Origin of the sequence: Corynebacterium bouchesdurhonense (assembly GCF_900078305.2) — a bacterium.
Taxonomy (GTDB): Bacteria; Actinomycetota; Actinomycetes; order Mycobacteriales; family Mycobacteriaceae; genus Corynebacterium; species Corynebacterium bouchesdurhonense.
Window position 1 is genome coordinate 79,237 of the sequence record NZ_LT546028.1, and the last position, 16,479, is coordinate 95,715.

At 68.4% G+C, this 16,479-nt stretch carries 10 protein-coding genes, 3 tRNA genes and 1 pseudogene; 2 read left to right on the top strand and 12 right to left on the bottom strand.

Going from position 1 to position 16,479, the window contains the following annotated elements; genetic code table 11:
• Nucleotides 1-71: 71 nt before the first annotated feature.
• The 3 genes and pseudogenes from BN4252_RS05130 to BN4252_RS11570 form a co-directional block, all read right to left on the bottom strand.
• Nucleotides 72-2,828: an FAD/NAD(P)-binding protein gene (locus tag BN4252_RS05130; protein ID WP_078056781.1), complete on the bottom strand. Its 2,757-nt coding sequence runs from the start codon at nucleotides 2,826-2,828 to the stop codon at nucleotides 72-74.
• Entirely contained in the window at nucleotides 2,828-3,049 is a 222-nt protein-coding gene (locus tag BN4252_RS11565; protein WP_316244776.1) for a hypothetical protein, read from the bottom strand. Before BN4252_RS11565 ends, BN4252_RS05130 begins: the two co-directional genes overlap by 1 nt.
• Before the next feature lie 414 nt (nucleotides 3,050-3,463).
• A pseudogene (locus BN4252_RS11570) lies at nucleotides 3,464-3,778 on the bottom strand (pyridoxal-phosphate dependent enzyme); the annotation flags it as partial.
• Nucleotides 3,779-3,861: 83 nt separating this feature from the next.
• On the opposite strand from BN4252_RS11570, the gene BN4252_RS05140 reads away from it, so the two are divergent.
• Both BN4252_RS05140 and BN4252_RS05145 read left to right on the top strand, forming a co-directional pair.
• A complete protein-coding gene (locus tag BN4252_RS05140) occupies nucleotides 3,862-6,453 on the top strand; it encodes a YhgE/Pip domain-containing protein (RefSeq protein ID WP_078056782.1) in 2,592 nt (863 codons plus the stop codon).
• Entirely contained in the window at nucleotides 6,450-8,639 is a 2,190-nt protein-coding gene (locus tag BN4252_RS05145) for a YhgE/Pip domain-containing protein (RefSeq protein ID WP_066526998.1), read from the top strand. Before BN4252_RS05140 ends, BN4252_RS05145 begins: the two co-directional genes overlap by 4 nt.
• Before the next feature lie 339 nt (nucleotides 8,640-8,978).
• Here BN4252_RS05145 and BN4252_RS05160 read toward each other — a convergent pair whose 3' ends face one another.
• From BN4252_RS05160 to gltX, 9 genes are all read right to left on the bottom strand, one after another.
• Nucleotides 8,979-9,554, bottom strand: coding sequence for an HD domain-containing protein (locus BN4252_RS05160; protein ID WP_066527002.1), 576 nt, complete (start codon nucleotides 9,552-9,554; stop codon nucleotides 8,979-8,981).
• Nucleotides 9,555-9,634: 80 nt separating this feature from the next.
• Nucleotides 9,635-10,456, bottom strand: a complete 822-nt coding sequence (locus BN4252_RS05165) for a PhzF family phenazine biosynthesis protein (RefSeq protein WP_066527005.1) — start codon at nucleotides 10,454-10,456, stop codon at nucleotides 9,635-9,637.
• Nucleotides 10,457-10,518: 62 nt separating this feature from the next.
• Nucleotides 10,519-10,591 (bottom strand) — tRNA-Glu (locus BN4252_RS05170).
• An 86-nt stretch (nucleotides 10,592-10,677) separates the two neighbouring features.
• Nucleotides 10,678-11,748 carry an ABC transporter ATP-binding protein gene (locus tag BN4252_RS05175; protein ID WP_066527010.1) on the bottom strand — a complete coding sequence of 357 codons (1,071 nt, stop codon included), beginning with the start codon at nucleotides 11,746-11,748 and terminating at the stop codon, nucleotides 10,678-10,680.
• The gene (locus BN4252_RS05180; protein ID WP_066529148.1) at nucleotides 11,745-13,292 is read right to left on the bottom strand and encodes an ABC transporter permease; all 1,548 of its coding nucleotides are present in this window, start codon (nucleotides 13,290-13,292) and stop codon (nucleotides 11,745-11,747) included. The genes BN4252_RS05175 and BN4252_RS05180 overlap by 4 nt, the downstream gene beginning before the upstream one ends.
• An 86-nt stretch (nucleotides 13,293-13,378) precedes the next feature.
• Entirely contained in the window at nucleotides 13,379-14,434 is a 1,056-nt protein-coding gene (locus tag BN4252_RS05185) for an ABC transporter substrate-binding protein (RefSeq protein ID WP_066527013.1), read from the bottom strand.
• A gap of 154 nt (nucleotides 14,435-14,588) precedes the next feature.
• Nucleotides 14,589-14,661, bottom strand: a tRNA-Glu gene (locus tag BN4252_RS05190).
• A gap of 31 nt (nucleotides 14,662-14,692) precedes the next feature.
• Nucleotides 14,693-14,764, bottom strand: a tRNA-Gln gene (locus tag BN4252_RS05195).
• Between the two features lie 157 nt (nucleotides 14,765-14,921).
• Nucleotides 14,922-16,427, bottom strand: a complete 1,506-nt coding sequence (gltX, locus tag BN4252_RS05200) for a glutamate--tRNA ligase (protein WP_066529150.1) — start codon at nucleotides 16,425-16,427, stop codon at nucleotides 14,922-14,924.
• Nucleotides 16,428-16,479 lie beyond the last annotated feature (52 nt).

Genomic DNA, 16,479 nt, shown 5'->3' on the forward strand with positions numbered 1-16,479 from the left:
GGACCTGACCGAGCGCGATCGGCGCCCCGCCACTTCGGTGGCGGGGCGCTGGTGCTGTTGGGGGGCGGGTGCTAGCGACGGTCGATGTCGTCCAGCTCGCCCGAGGGCCACAGCACGTTCTTGGCCAGCGGGATCTGGTGCGAGGCGCTCTCAAGGATGTGCATGAAGTAGCCGGCGGTGTTCGGGATCGCGACGAGGTCTCCCGCCGCGACACCGCGGGGGAAGCGGATCTTCCGCCGCAGGATCAGTTCGTCCTCGATACAGTAGGCGCCGACCAAGAACGCCTCGATCTCCTCGCTCGGCGAGGTCCGCTTGACCAGGTAGGGGTCGATGAGGAAGTCATCCGACGTCGTGCGGCACTGGGTGCGGTTCATGGCTAGGCCCACCAGGGGCACGCCGTCGGAACGGGTCTTGGCGAAGGCGACTTCGGCAAGGGTTAGCCCGCAGCCGTCGACAAGCGAGCGCCCCGGCTCAAGATGCAGACGCAACCCGCGCTCGCGCAGCGCCTCTGCGACGCCGCCGGAGAGTACCTCGGTGAGCCACGCGCCGCGCGTCGGCTCCTGCCAGTACGGGTACGTGTTGCGCAACGGGTCGGTCTTCCAGGTAAAGGGCTCGGCGTAACCGCTGCGCTGCAGCGCGATCGCGTGCTGGTACGCGCGCCATTGCGCCTCATCCGCCAGGTAGGACATGGGCACACCTCCCCCAATGTCCACGAACGCGGGCGCGTGGCCGGATGCAGCCAGCGCGTCAACAAGCCGCATGCACTCGCGCAGCGCGGACGCGCGGTCCGCCGCCGCGTAGCCGTGCAGGTGCGCGTGGATTCCCACGACCCCGAGGTTTCGGCGCGGCGTGCGAAAGTACTCCGCCCAGGCGTCGAGGCGCTCGCCGAAGCGAGTCGGCGGCATCGTGCGCGGGTCCGGGGCGAGCCGGGGCGCGACCTTGGCCACCGCGCCGCGCGCGGTGGCGAGCCGAGCGATGCGCTCCGCCTCCGCGCGGCTGTCCGCGGAGATAACCACCGCGTTGTCGATGGCCAGGGCCAACAGCCGGTCGGGCTTGATCGCCGCGGAGCAGATGATCCGCTCCCCGGGCATCCCCCGCTCGAGCACTTGGCGCAGCTCGTTCTCGCTGGCGACGTCGACGCCGTGGCCCATCTCGCGCGCCTCGTCGGCGAATACCAGCGCCTTGTTGGCTTTGCGAGCGAAGAACACCTTCGTCTCCACGCCCGCCGCGGCCCCTGCGCGCACGAGCTCGTCGATGTTGTCACGCATCGGTGCGGGGTTGACGACGTTGACGGGGCTGCCAAACGTTTCGACGAGCCGGGCGCACTCCTGCCCATCCCCCAGCAGTTCACGCCACCAGCTCACCTCGCGCGGCCGCAGCGGCGGCAGGCCGTGGACCCGCTCCGGGTCGGCGAGCGCGGCACGTGTCACGCGACGCGCCCACGCGGGGATGACCTCGTGCTCGCCGCGGCGCAGCGTGTCGTGCCCGAGGATCCACCCCTCGCTCACTCTGCCTGCGGCGGCGATGTGGCGCTGGCCCGCGAGGGTGCCGTCGCGTTCGACCATGAGCGAGCCGGTCTCCGGGTGCTCCCGGCCGATGCCGCGGCGCACCAGCTCCGCCTCGAGGGTGCCCTCGACGAGGCCGGGCGGGGCATTGACGGCGTCGATGACGGCGGAGGCGCCGACCTCGCGGGCGAGCTGCGCCAGGTCCTCGTCCCCGCGCCCGAGCAGGTCCGTGCGGATGCGCCCGGAGTCGATGAGGGCGAGCACTTCCCCGGCAGTTTCAGCGGGAGGGCCGAAGGCGACGCGCTCGAGAGTGCGGGTGAGCCTGCCGAAGCGCTCGCCGCCGATGGAGTCGCGGCCGCCGAAGGAGGATCGCTCGATCACCGCGTCGTAGGCGGCGCGGAAGGCGTAGCCCACCGCCGCCTCGGGCGTCCAGGCGCGTTCACCGAGCGCGACCCCGAGGGAGGCGCGCAGATCCTCGACGGGGTCCGCGCGGTCCTTGCCGTCCAACACCGCGCGAACGCCCGCCTCGTCCGGGCCGGCCCCGCTCGCGGCGAGGACCTCACCGGAAAGCTCGACGAGGGCCTCGTACACGTCTTCAAAGCCCTCCGCCGTGCGGATCCGCTCCCGCGCGAGCGCCAGCGCCGGGCCGAGCTGCGCCGCGACGTCGTCGGGCAGGAAGGCCTTGACGGCCATGAAGCGCCCGCCCCGGGTCAACGGGTAGAACACCCCGGCCCGGGCGTGGCGCACGACGTCAACGAAAGTCAAGGCGGCACCCCTGACTATCGCGATATCCGCCTCGGTCACCGCGTCCAGGTCGCCGGGAGCGAAAGCGCTGAGCACCTTGCCCACACCCTCGACCCCGCCGCGGGTCAGGGCGCCGGGCCAGTCGTGGGCGTGGCCGGTGGTGAGCAGGGCTTCGTCGTAAAGCGTGCCCTCGACATCGACCCCCTCCCCGGCGGGTGCGACCTCCCGCACCCGCGCATCCACGAAGCTCAGCGAGCACGAGAGCGGCACGTGCGCTGCGAGCGCTGCCCAGGAGGCGGCGAGGAAGCGGGCGACCTCGCGGCGCGGCGGGAAGGTGTCGCCCGCCCCGCGCCAGTCGTTGAACGTCCCGAGGTGCGTCTCCACGACCTCGGAGGGGACGTTGAGCAGCCACTGGGCAGGCAGGCCGGGCTGGTAGGCGCCGGGCCCGCTCGCACCGCTGACGGGGCCGTCGTTGTAGACGTCCAGCTCGATCGCCGCGCCACGCTCGCGCGCCCTGGCCATGAGCTCCTCCGCGGCCCAGAGCCCGCGCGGGCCGGCCCCGATGATCGCTGCCCTCATCAGTTCACGTTCCTTTCGACCCATTCGTCGTTGTAGATCGTATCCAGGTACGCGCGGCCGTCGTCGTGGAAGACCGCCACGATCTCCGCCCCCTCGTTCTCGCGCGCGAGCTTCTCGACGCCCACGCACACCGCCCCGCCCGAGGCACCGGGCAGAAAGCCGGTTGACCGCGCGCAGCGCCGCGCCGCCGCCACCGCGTCGCGCGCGTTGACCCGGATCACCTCGTCAGGAACGGTCTCGCGCGACAGCTCGGTGACGACACCCGCCCCGTAGCCGGGGAGGATGCGCTCGCCCCGGGTGCCGCCGAAGAGGACGGAGCCCTCGGCGTCGACGGCGATGGCGCGGGTGGGCAGACCGTTGTCGCGGATGTGGCGGGCGGGCCCCCCCCCGGGGGCGGGGGGGGGGGCGGCGGGGGGGGGGGGGGCGGGGGGGGGGGGGGGGCGCCCCGCCCCCCCCCCCGCCCCCCCCCCCCCGCGGGGGGGGGGGGGGGGGCCGGCGGGGGGGGTCCTTTTATCCCACCCTACCCCCCCGCCGGCCCTACGCCCCACCAGCGCGCGTCGCGCGGTGAGCCAGTCCCCCGTCTCAGGGTCGGGCTCCTCGACCGGGTGGATGTGCGCGCCGAGGGCGCGCATGTGGGCGAGCGTGGCCTGGTTGGTGCGCGGGTCGACGACGCAGTGGAACTCCCCCCCGCCGACGGCCGCCTCGCGGGCGAGAGCCACGCCCAGATTTCCGGAGCTCGACTCCACGACGACGCCGCCCGGGCCGAGCACGCCGCGCTCGAGGGCGTCGGCGACGAGGGCGCGGGCTGTGCGGTCCTTGGCGCTGCCGCCGGGGTTGAAGGACTCGAGTTTGGCCCAGACCCGGGCGTTCCCGCCGCCGAGCTCGGGAAGGAAAACGAGGGGCGTGCCGCCCACTGCAGCGAGCAGGCCCGGGGATATTTCGGAAAGCATGAACGCCAGCTTATGCGTTCCGGGCCGGCGGGGCCGCCGCGGGACGTTTCGCCTAAGGCTCCGTTCGAGGGTACGCTCGCCACGTGAGAAAGAGCGGGCAGATTCTTGGACGAGACATTCGTCGCCTACTGCGCGTTCCCCGGGCCTTCATCATCATCGTCGGCGTGCTCATCATCCCCGCGCTCTACGCGTGGTTCAACATCAACGCCTTCTGGGACCCCTACGCCCACACCCAGAACATCCGCATCGCGGTGGTCAACAACGACCGCGGCGCCTCCGCCGAGCGCGTTGGCGAGGTCGACATCGGCGAGCAGATTACCGAACAGCTCAAGGGCAACGACAAGATCGGGTGGGTGTTCCTCCCCGAGGACGAGGCCCGCGACGGGCTCATGCGCGGCGACTACTACGCCATGTTCCTCATCCCGCCCGAGTTCAGCGAGGACATGCTGAGCCTGGTCAGCGGCACCTACACGCAGCCAGTGCTCGAGTACTACGTCAACGAGAAGAGCAATGGCGTCGCCCCCTCGATCACCGACGCCGGCGCCTCCGCCGTCGACACGGCCGTGTCCGAGGCCTTCAAGAAGAAGGTCGGCGAGGCCGCGGCGACCGAGCTGCGCAACACGGGGCTCGCGTCGCGCGACGACGCCGAGGAGGTCCGAGGCAAGGCCTCCGGGAGCTTCGGCCAAATTGCCGCCGACCTCGACGCCGCCCAGGGGCGGGTGGCCACGATGAAGCAGAGCATCAGCGGGGCGCGCCCGGTCGTCGCCGAGCTGAACACCCTCGTCGGCTCCGTCGACGACACCCTCGGGTCCGTGGACTCCTCCCTCGGCGAGGCCGAGGGGATCATCGCCGAGCTGCAGAAGTCCTCCGCCGGTTTCAGCGCCGACACGTCGACCGCGCTCGTCGAGTCCACCAACGCGCTCAGCCTCGGCGCCGCCTCCGCCAACGCCTCCATCGCGGAGGCGACGGGCCAGCTCGGCACCGCCCAGGGGCGGGTGCGCTCCGCCGTCGGCGAGGTCGACGACGTGGTCAAGCAGGGCGAATCCGCCGTCGCGCAGCTGCGCGCCATTTCGGCCGGGGCCGCCCTATCGCCCGAGGTCCGCGCTCAGCTCGACGCCGCGGTCAGCGCGCTGGAGGAACGTACCGCCGCCTCCCGCGCCATCCTCGACGGCCTGAACAACGTGGACCGCAGCGCGGGCGCCGCGCTGGCGTCGATAGGCGAGCTCGGCGACTCCCTCGAAGCCGCGACCGCCGACTCCAACGCCGCAGCGCGCGACGCGAGCACGCAGCTCGGCGAGTCCGTGCCCGCGATCAACGCCTCGCTCGCGCAGGCCTCCGGCAGCGTCGCCTCCGTGCGCGGCGCGCTGAGCAGCCAGCGTGCCCTCCGCGAGGAAACGACCTCCCTGCTCGCCGGGGTGGACAACCAGCTCGTGGCCAGCCTCGGCATCCTCGACGAGGTCTCGGGCAACCTCGGCACGCTTGCCGTTGGTGCCCGCTCCGCCCAGTCCGACATCAACGCCCTCCTGGCCACCTCCGACTCGGAGGCCCTCAACACTGTCACGAACCTCAACTCCGCGAAGATCGGCGAGTACATCTCCTCGCCCGTCACCGTCGAGCAGCAGGCCGTCTTCCCCACGGAGAACTACGGCAGCTCCATGGCGTCCTTCTTCACCAACCTGGCCCTGTGGATCGGCGCGTTCGTGCTGACGATCATCTTCCGCGTCGAGGTCGACACCGAGGGCTTCCGCCGCCTCACCGTCGGCCAGGCCTACCTCGGCCGTTTCCTCCTCTTCGCCACGCTCTCGGTGCTCCAGGCCGTCGTGGTGACGCTCGGCAACGTGGCCTTCGGGGTGCAGATGCAGTCCGTCACGGCCTTTCTCGCCACCGCAATCGCCATCGGGGTCGCCTACACGGGGATCATCTACTCCATCGTCTCCGCGCTCGGCCACATTGGCCGCGGCATTGCCGTCTTCCTCGTCGTCATCCAGATCCCGGGCGCGTCGGGCCTCTACCCCATCGAGCTCATGCCCGCCTTCTTCCGCCGCATCTACCCCTTCCTCCCCTTCCGCTACGGCATCGACGCGATGCGCGAGACCATCGCCGGGTTCTACGGCCATCACTACCTCCGCTTTTTGGCGGCGCTTCTCGCCATGTCCGCCGCGGCCTTCGCCCTGGGGTGGCTGTTCCGACTCACCTCCTCGCACGCCAACCTCCTGTTCAACCGCCAGCTCGCGCGCACGAACCTGATCACCAACGAGAAGGTGGAGGTCATGGGCTCGCCCTACCGCGCGTCCGACATCATGGCCGCCCTGTCGGACCGGGATGAGTTCCGCGAGCGCGTCGAGAAGCGGGCGCGGATGCTGCGGGAGAACTACCGCACCCTCATCTTCAGCGGAATCGGCGCGGGCGTTGTCGGCATCGCCATCATCACCCTGCTCACCATGCTCCTGCCCACCGACAAGACGATCATGCTCGCCATCGTCGTCGGCTGGTCGCTGCTGGTCATCCTCTACCTCGGCGCGGTGGAGTACTTCACGCAGAGCCTCGTCGACGCCGAACAGGTCTCGCGCCTCGGCGACACCGAGCGGCGCGAGGCCGTAATACACCGCCACGACTCCGCCGGCACCAGCTTCCCCATCGGGCCCGGGGACGCCGAAAGCGAGGGCACCAAATGAGAACCGTCTTCTCCATCGCCTACAACGACCTGCGCCGACTCTACACCAATGTCATGGCGGGCATCGTCATGGTCGGCCTGATCGCCATCCCCTGCCTCTTCGCCTGGTTCAACGTGCTGGCCACGTGGGACCCATTCGGCAACACCGAGCGCCTCGAGGTGGCGGTGGCCAACACCGACCGCGGCCACACGAGCGATTTCACCCCGCTGTCCGTCAACGTCGGCGACATGGTCCTCTCCCAGCTCTACCGCGACGACTCTATGGACTGGGTCATCACCGACGCCGACGATGCCATCGAGGGCGCGAAGTCCGGTGAGTACTACGCCGCCATCGTCCTGCCGCCCACGCTGAGCGACGACATGTTCACCTTCTACGCCGGAAACGCCGAACCCAGCCGCATCGACCTTTACGTCAACGAGAAGAAGAACCCCATCTCCCCGGTGCTCATCTCCAGCGGCACGCAGGGCGTCAGCGCCCAGATCAGCGCGTCGTTTACTAGAGTCCTCGCCGAGGTGTCCTTCGGATTGATCGAGACGACCTCGGACTTCTTCGACGAGGCGGAGACCAAGCAGGCACTCGACTCCATCGAGACGCGCACCGCCAGCGCCCGCGCCCAGCTGCTGTCCAGCGCCAGCACCGTCGACGCGCTCGCCGCGCTCACAGAGTCGAGCGTGCCGCTCGTCGACAGCGCCGAGCGGATCTCCGGGGCGCTGGGCGACTCCCTCGGGCAGGTCCGCTCCGTCGACCTCGGGGCCACCGGGGCGGGCCTCGGCGGAGACGGCGCGGCGCTTGCGGCGGCGCTGGGGGCAACTTCGGCAAGCTTTGTCGCCGTAAGCGACCGCGTCGACCAGCTGATGGCGGACTCCTCCGCCACCTCCCAGGCCACCGCCGCGAGCCTGACGGACATCGCCGCGCGCATCGATGTCCAGGTGAAGCAGTACACGGACCTGCGCGACACTATCAACGGCCAAGTCGCCCCAGCGCTTCCCCCCGACGCCCAGCCGGGGGTGCGCGCGGTGGTCGGCCACCTCAACGACGCCATCGCCCGCCAGACGGCCGTGCGCGACCGACTCAACGACGCCGCCGCGCGCCTCACCTCCGGGCAGGGCGGCCGGGACGAGAAGAACGCGGACCGGCAGGAGATCAAGGACTCGATCGCCCGGGCCCGCGAGGCGATGGACTCGGCCAAGAATTCCTACGACACCGGGATCCGCCCGCGCCTCGAGGCGCTGTCGGGCTCGCTGGACAACGTCCGCGCGAACGTCGACAAGGCCCGCTCGGACATGGACGGCGTCTCCTCGGCCCTGGCCAACCGGCCCGGCTCGCTGCGCGTCACCCTCGAAGCCTCCGGTTCGGACCTGCGCGACACGGCGGAATCTCTGCGCGCCAACGCGGCGAGGATGCAGGAGGCGCAGCGGTCGATCGCGCAGGCGCGCTCGAGCGGGGACCTGACGAAGCTGGCCGACCTCGTCTCCAGCCACCCGGAAGTGCTCGCCGACGCCCTCGTCGACCCAGTTAAGGTGGAGCGCAAGGAGGTCTTCCCCCGCGTCAGCTTCGGCGCCGGCATGGCCCCGCTCTACACGATGCTCGCCCTGTGGGTGGGCGCCCTGTTGACGTCGGTGGCCGTGCGCACGGACGACCGCTCCATCGAACAGAACGTGGTCGATCCCGACCGCCTCACCGAGGGCCAGAAGTACTTCGGCCGCTACCTGACGTTCGTGACCACCGGCCTGGCCCAATCCACGCTCCTCATGGGGGGGCTCATCGTCTACGTGGGCATCGAGCCCGCGCACCCCTTCCTCCTCTTCATGGCGGGGTGGGTCTCGAGCCTGGTCTTCCACCTGATCTGCTACACGCTGGTGCTCTCCCTGAGCAACGCCGGCAAGGCCGTGGGCGTGCTCATCCTGGTGCTCCAGGTCTCGGCGGCGGGCGGCGCCTACCCGCTGCAGCTGCTGCCGGGCTGGACGCAGGCGATCAGCCCGTGGCTGCCCGCAACCTACTCGATCCGCGCTATGCGCGCCGCGGTCTTCGGCACCTACGGCTGGGACTTCTGGCGAGCCCTCGGCAGCCTCGTCCTCTTCGCGCTGCCCTTCCTCTTCCTCGGCCTCTGGCTGCGCCACCGGCTGCACCACGCGATCAGCCGCATGGACGAGGCGGTCGCCAAGACCAAGGTGATGATGACGTAGGCCGCCCCCCTACAGCTCGATGGTGCCGCGCTCGCGCGCGGTGACCAGCCCGCCCACCCAGATGTCGCGGCCGTCGTCGGTGATCTCGACGCGACCTGCGCGCCCGACGTGCCGCCCCTGCCCCGCCACGTAGCCCTCCGGCCGGGGTGCAACAGGCCCCGAGCCGTGGCTGCGGCGACCATCGCACGCGCCGTGCGATCCTTCGCGCTGCCACCCGGGTTGAAGGATTCGAGCTTGCCCCACACGCGCCCGCGGAACCCAACGGAGAGGTCCACATGCGGCGTGTCGCCGATGGCGCTAAGAAGGCCTGTCTATGCGGAAACGTCCATGCGCACCACCTTATGCGCCACGCGCCTCCAGCCGCGCAACCTGGCGCTCCAACTCCTCACCGAGCGCGTTTCCCGGCAGGCGTTCCTGCACCAGGTCCGCCACCGAGCGGTACCACCACAGTTGGCGCACTTTGCCCGAGTTGAACCGGGACCACAACGCATCGCCGATGGCGTCCAAGTCCGCGTGGATGGACAACAGATTGTGCAACTTGTCAGCCGCAGAAATGAGCACGCTGCCGTCCTCCGCCTGGCGCAGATGCGCGAGGTACGCGTCCGAGCGGTCCTGCCAGCTCGTAAGCGTGCTGTCTTTGGTCACGCCGCGAACAAGCTCGACGACCCGGTCGCCGAACTCCTCGGCCATGCGCTCGGGGCTGTACTCTTCCGGGACGTCCTCCAGGATGTCGTGAAAGAGCGCCGCGATGAGTACGTCCTCGTCGTCAGTGACCTGGGAAACGAGGTGCATCACGCCGAAGACGTGGGAGGCGTACGGAATGTCCGTGCCTTTGCGAACATGGTCGCGGTGCGCCCACGCGGCGGTGTTGATTGCATGGATGAGTCGCGGGGATGCGACGAGAGACTCGGCCATTATGGGCCCCTTTCTGCCGGAAACAGCTACCACTCTACGAACGCCGTCGACACCGCCCGCCAGGCGTTCAAACGCATGATCTATCGAACGGTTATCGCTCCCCGCACCCGCACCTGTGCCCGTCCACCAACCCACATGTCTCCGCCGTCGTCATGGATCTGCACGCGGCCGTCGCGGCCGAGCGACGCGCCCTGCGACACCGAGTATCGGGCGGGAACGTCTCCCCTTCCGCGCAGCCACTGCGCCATCGCCCCGTTTGTGCTTCCCGTCACAGGATCCTCAAAGGTCGGGGTGAACGCCCGCAGCTCGTACGCGGGATCCGTACCTCCGATCAGCGCCGCAAACGCCACTTTCAGATCACTGTCCGTCGGCTGCTCTAGGGACCTCAGCGCGTCTAGGCCATCCAAGAGCGCAAGCTTCCAGCCGGGTCCGTTGTCGCCGTAGGCTGCGTCGATAAGCACCTGCTTCTCAAGGCCAAAGGTCTCGCACACCGCGTCCCTGTCCTCCGCGGTGAGCTCGCCGCTGCGCTTGAGAGGCGGCGTGGCGAACGCGAGCATGTCGCCTTGGATGCGTACTTCGACGTTGCCCACGCCACACTCCTGCACCACGCGGCCAGGTTGGCGGGGTGTGTTGCCGAGCTCGAGCCACGCGCGAGTGGTGCCGAGGGTGGGATGGCCGGCGAAATCGAACTCCTCGACGGGCGTGAAGATGCGCACGCGGTAGTCCGCCTCCTGGCTTGTGGGCTGAAGCAGGAACGTCGTCTCCGAGAAATTGGTCCACGACGCAATCTGCTGCATCTGCTCACCGGTGAGGCTATCCGCGCCGCAGATTACCGCGAGCGGGTTGCCCGTGAACGCGCTGGAGGCGAAAACATCGATTTCGAAGAAGTCTAGGGAGGTCACCGCGCCGAGCGTTCCAACGCGAAAACTCCCGACCCGGGAGTCCGGATCGGGAGTTCTTTTTGTACCCCGTACGGGATTTGAACCCGTGTTACCGCCGTGAGAGGGCGACGTCCTAGGCCGCTAGACGAACGGGGCGCGCTCGCTTGCTTGCGACTCGTTAAAGATATGGGAGCCACCCATGTTTGCACAAATCGCCAGGTCAGAGGCCGTAATAAGCGCCTCTAGGCGTAGACGAGCGGACGCGTCACCGCGACACTCACCCGGTCCCCCACCTCCGGTCGCGGCGCTGCCGGCATCCGTCCGCGGAAGTCCACGCCGCCCGCCTCCAGCGTGACGGAGTAGCCAGTGACCTCGAATAACACGGAGGTGATGGTCGCCTCAAAGGAGCTGCCGCTTGTCGACGCCCCCATCTCGCCGCCTCCCCCAATCCCCACCGCTTCCGGCAGGACCGCCACCGTCACCGGCGCACCCTCCATCCCGGCACCGCCGCCGACCACCTCGAGGCTTTGTACCGGCCACGACAGCCCCGGGCGCTCGACCACCACCCGGCCACCCCGCACCTGGGCGGGCAACAGTGTCGCGTCAGAGATGAAGGAAGCGACCCACGCCGTGGCCGGGCGGGTGACAAGGGTGTCGGGGGCGGCGAACTGTTCGAGGCGGCCGTCGTGAAGCACGGCGATGCGATCGGCGATCGCGATGGCCTCCTTGCGGTCGTGGGTCACGTGCACGGTGGTCAGCTGCGATTGCCGCGTGAGCGTCACCAGCTCGCGGCGCAGCGAATCGCGCAGCGGCTCGTCGAGGGCGGACAGCGCCTCGTCCAACAGCAGCACGCTCGGCGCGGACACGATCGCGCGGGCCAGGGCTACACGCTGGCGCTGGCCGCCGGACAAGGTGGACGGGTTGCGTCCCGCGTAGCCCTCGAGCCCGACGGTCTCCAGCGTGCGCTCCACCCGTTCCCGTTGCTCCGCTCGCTTCACACCTGCGCGCCTCAGCGGGTACGCAACGTTGTCGGCCACGCTCATGTGCGGCCAGACCGCGTGCTGCTGGAACACCATCCCCATCCGGCGCTTCTCCGGCGGCGTTGCAGAGACGTCCGCGCCGCCGATTGAGATTGTGCCCGCGGACGGCCGGATGAAACCCGCCAGGGTGCGCAGCAACGTCGTCTTGCCGGAGCCGGATGGACCGATCAAAGCCACAAACTCGCCACTGCGGATGCCCAGGTTGATGTTCTCGAGCCCCACCGTGCCGTCCGGAAAAGTGACGCCGAGGTTGTCGATGGTGATGTCGCTCATTGCGGTTCCTTCCGGGGTGCCCGCACCGTCAGCGCGAGCGCGATAATGCCGATCACCGCGAACATGAGCGCGAGTGCCGAGGCCTGGTTGTAGTTGCCGGATTGCTGCAAATTGAACAGCTGCACACCGATGGTGGTGGTGCCCGGTGCGACGAGCAGGATGGAGACCGTCAGTTCGCGGACCGCCGTGACAGCCACCAGCACGGCGCCGGAGAGAACCGCCGGCAGTGCCATGCGCCCGCTGGTGTCAACGAGCGCCCGCAGCCGGCCGGCACCGGAAATCTGCGCCGCTTCCTCCACCGCACTGGGAATCTTGGACAGCGGCGCGCGCACGGCCTGGAGCACCATCGATGTGAACGCACACACGTAGGCCAGAAGAATCACCCAGCGCGTGTTGTAGATGCCCAGGTAGCGTCCGACGATCACCCACCCGACGCCGATGATCAGACCGGGCAGGGCCGCAGGCAGGAGCGTCACCAGAGACAGCGCCGTGTTGCTGCGTGCGCTCGTGCGCGTAACTAGGATGCCGATAACCCAGCCAAGCAGGCCGCACAGCAGTGCCGCGCCGAGGGCGAGGGTGACGGAGTTGCTGAATCCCTCGCGCACGCGCGGGTTTTGCACCGTGGCAGCGAAATTGTCCATGGTGATGGTGTCGAGTGTGAACGCGATGCCGGGCGCGGGCAGAAGCGCACGGTACGTCAACCCGAGCAGCGGCCCGAGCGTAATCGCCAGCGCCAGCACCCAGGAGACGACCGTGACCGGCCATTTCGCTCCGCCGAGCGCGAGCTTCATCGTGCCGTGTCCGCTCGTGGTAGACGATCCGCCTTTGGACACGAGATAGTCCGCTACCACCGCGGCGATGCCGAGCAGCATAAGCACCGCGCCCACCGTCGAGACAACCTGGAGCGGGTTGCCAACGGTGCCGGACTCCATGAATCGGTAGACCATGGTGGCCAGCGTTTCGAAGCGCACCGGCGAGCCAAGGATGGAGGGGATGCCGAAGTCCGCCAGGTTCGACACCGCGGTGAGAGTGAACGCGCTCAGGAGCGCCGGGCCCAGCAGCGGGATGGTCACGGTGCGCAGCACGGTGCCACTGCCCGCGCCGCTGACGCGGGCCGCAAGTTCCAAATCAGAAGGGATAGAGCGCAGCGCCGCGGAAACGATCACGTATACCACCGGGTACGAGTGCAGCGTCATCAGGAAAATGATGCCGTCCGCGCCGTAAATGTCCCACACGGGGCGTCCGAAAGCTGCATTCAACCCCTGGTTGCGACCGAAGAGCTGCAGCCAGGAGATCGCGCCGACGAACGGGGGCACAAGCAGCGGGGAGAGCAGCAGGAGGCGCAACGGCGTCGAACCGGCCACGTCGGTGCGCTCGAGGAGGATGGCGATCGCGCCGCCGATCAGCACCGCGCTAGCCGAGGACAGCAGCGTGGTGTACACCGAGTTCCACGTCGCCAGCGCGAGTCCCTGCTCTATGAGCACCGGGAACTGATTCCCGCCGAGCGCGAGGGAGACCACCATCGCCAGCGGGGCAAGAAACATCGCCGCGGCCACCAGCCATACGCCAATGCGCGCGAGGCTGAGGCCCGGCGAGAACCGCGTCTTCACAGCGAAGGTTCCGGCGTTTGCTAGTTCATCGCGCTCTGGAAGAAGTCCACCGAACGCTGGCGATCCTTGGTCAGGGTGTCCAGGCTGGCATCCATCAGCGCGATGTCCTCCAGCTTCGGCGCGTCCCCGGGGGTGCCCACGCTGTCGATCACCGGCAGGTAGTTCTGCTCCACGGCGAGCTTCTGCCCCTTTTCCGACAGCACAAAGTTGATGTAGCGCTGCGCTGCGTCCTTGTTGTCGGAGTCGTTGAACACAGCGATCGGCTCGGTGATGTACGGGGAGCCTTCGGTAGCGTAGACCTCCTTGATCGGAGAACCCTTGGCGGCCAGATCACGCACCAGGTAGTCCACCACCACGCCAACCGGATGGCCGCCGCCGGCGATCTCCTGGGAGGTCGGGCCGTTGGAAGCGGCGATCATCGGGTGATTCTTGCCGAGGTCACTAATCCAGGACTCGCCCAGCTTCTCATTGTTCATCCACACGGTGGCGTTGAACGCGGCCGCACCGGATACAGCCGGGTCCGGCATGACGATCTTGTCCGCGAAGCGCGCGTCGGTCAGGTCTGCCCAAGACTTCGGAGCGTCCGCCTGGTCGATGACGTCGGTGTTGTAGGCGATCACCGTGGGGATGAGGCGGGTGCCCACGTAGTAGCCCTCCTCGTCCACGACCTCCTCGAGGACATCGCCGGTCTCCACCGAGTCGAACTTGGCCAGCAGGGAATCCTTCTTAAAGCCCTCGAACGTGGGCGCGTCCGCCGCCCAGATCAGGTCCGCCTCCACCTTGCCGGAGGTCCGCTCGGCGTCGATGCGCGCCTTCAAATCGCCGGTGCCCGCGCGGTAAACCTGCACCTCCACATCCGGGTTCTCTTCCTGGAACGCGCGGTTGATCTCGTCCACCTTGTCCTCCGGCTCGGAGGTGTAGATGGTCAGCACAGTCTTCTCGCCGGAGGCGGCCGAAGTGCCGGAGGCGTTGGTCGAGGTCTCACTTTCGGTGGTCGGCTCCGAGCAGCCCGCGAGCGCGAGAACAGCGGCACCGAGGATGGCGGCACCGGAGATGGACAAGCGGGAAAACTTCATGGGAACTCCTTGCACGGTTCTACATTGGTCTCACAAAACGGGCCCACCGTATCACCGGCGCCCAACCCGCGCTGGGCAACCTTCTTTTCTAATCCCACACACGCGAAACGCCCCCCGGATTCAGTGCTGGGACTGAGCCGGAGGGCGTACGTTGTACCCCGTACGGGATTTGAACCCGTGTTACCGCCGTGAGAGGGCGACGTCCTAGGCCGCTAGACGAACGGGGCATAAGGACACAGAACTTCACAAGCTCTGCAGCTGGCCTACCAGGACTCGAACCTAGAATGACGGTACCAGAAACCGTAGTGTTGCCAATTACACCATAGGCCATTGTTCATCACTCTGACCTGCGCCTTCCCTCTCGGTTAAGCGCCTGTCCTCGTGAACAACATGGAGTACTATAACCACGTTGCGGGCAACCCACCAAATCTCCAGGCCACCGCGCGAAAACGGTGGCCAGGAAAGACGGCGAACAACACGGTTGTAACTACTCCGCTGCCTGGTACGGCGTCACCGCCCGGGCGGCGCGCAAGCGCGCCAGCGTGGACTGCTTGCCCAGCAACTCCATGGACTCGAACAGCGGCGGGGACACCGCCTCGCCGGAGATGCCCACGCGCAGCGCGCCGAAGGCCACACGGGGCTTCAGCCCGAGGTTGGCAATGAGCGCCTCATTGAGCGCCGCCTCGATATTCGGCGTGGTCCACTCGCCGTCGCCGATCGCCTCGAGCGCTGCGATACCGGCGTCCAGCGGCTCCACCGCGGTGTCCTTGAGGTTCTTCTTGGCCGCCTTCTCGTCCAACTGGAGCTCGGCGTCGCCCACCACGAGGAACCGCAGCAACCCGTAGGCGTCGGCAAGCACCTTAATGCGCGTTTGCACCAGGTCCGCCGCGATGGCGAACTTCTCCTCCGGGTAATCCTCCGGGAAGTCCGTGTACTCGGTGAGGTAGGCGCGCAGGCGGTTCTTGAAGTCCTCCGGCTCCAGCAAACGGATGTGGTCGGCGTTGATGGCCTCGAGCTTCTTCTGGTCGAAGCGCGCGGGGTTGCCCAGCACATCGTGGACGTCGAAGGCCGCGACGAACTCGTCCACCGAGAAGATGTCCTGATCGGCCGAGAGCGACCAGCCCAACAGCGCGAGGTAGTTGATCATGCCCTCGGGGATGATGCCGTTGTCGCGGTGGTTGAAGAGGTTGGACTCCGGGTCCCGCTTGGACAGCTTCTTGTTGCCCTGCCCCATCACAAACGGCAGGTGGCCGAACTGCGGGGTGAACTCGGCGACACCGATGCGCTTCAGCGCCTCGTACAGCGCCATCTGGCGCGGGGTGGATGCGAGCAGGTCCTCGCCGCGGAGCACGTGGGTGATGCCCATGAGCGCGTCATCCACCGGGTTGACCAGGGTGTACAGCGGCGCACCGTTCGAGCGCGCCACCACGAAGTCCGGCTGGGTCTCGGCCTTGAACGTCACCTCGCCGCGCACCAGGTCGGTCCAGGTCCAGTCCTGCTCAGGCATGCGCAGGCGCCACACGGGCTTGCGGCCTTCCGCCTCGTACGCGGCGATCTGCTCCTCGCTCAGGTCACGGTCGAAGTTGTCGTAGCCCAGCTGGGGGTCGCGGCCAGCGGCGATGTGGCGTTCCTGCACCTCCTCGTTGGTGGAGTACGCCGGGTAAACCTCGCCGGCCTCGATGAGCTTGTCCAGCACGTCCTTGTAGATCTCGGAGCGCTGCGACTGCCGGTACGGTTCGTGCGGCCCGCCGGTGACCACCCCCTCGTCCCAGGTCAGGCCGAGCCACTCCAGCGAGTCGATGATGGCCTGGTAGGACTCTTCCGAGTCGCGGGCGGCATCCGTATCCTCGATGCGGAAGACGAAGGTGCCACCGGAGTGGCGCGCCTGCGCCCAGTTGAACAGCGCGGTGCGAACCATGCCCACGTGCGGCGTTCCGGTCGGTGACGGGCAGAATCGGACGCGCATATTTCCAGCTTCAGTCATGCAGCTCATGCTACCGCGCGCAAAGTGGGCGCCCATAAGCATGATCCTCGAGCATGCTTAT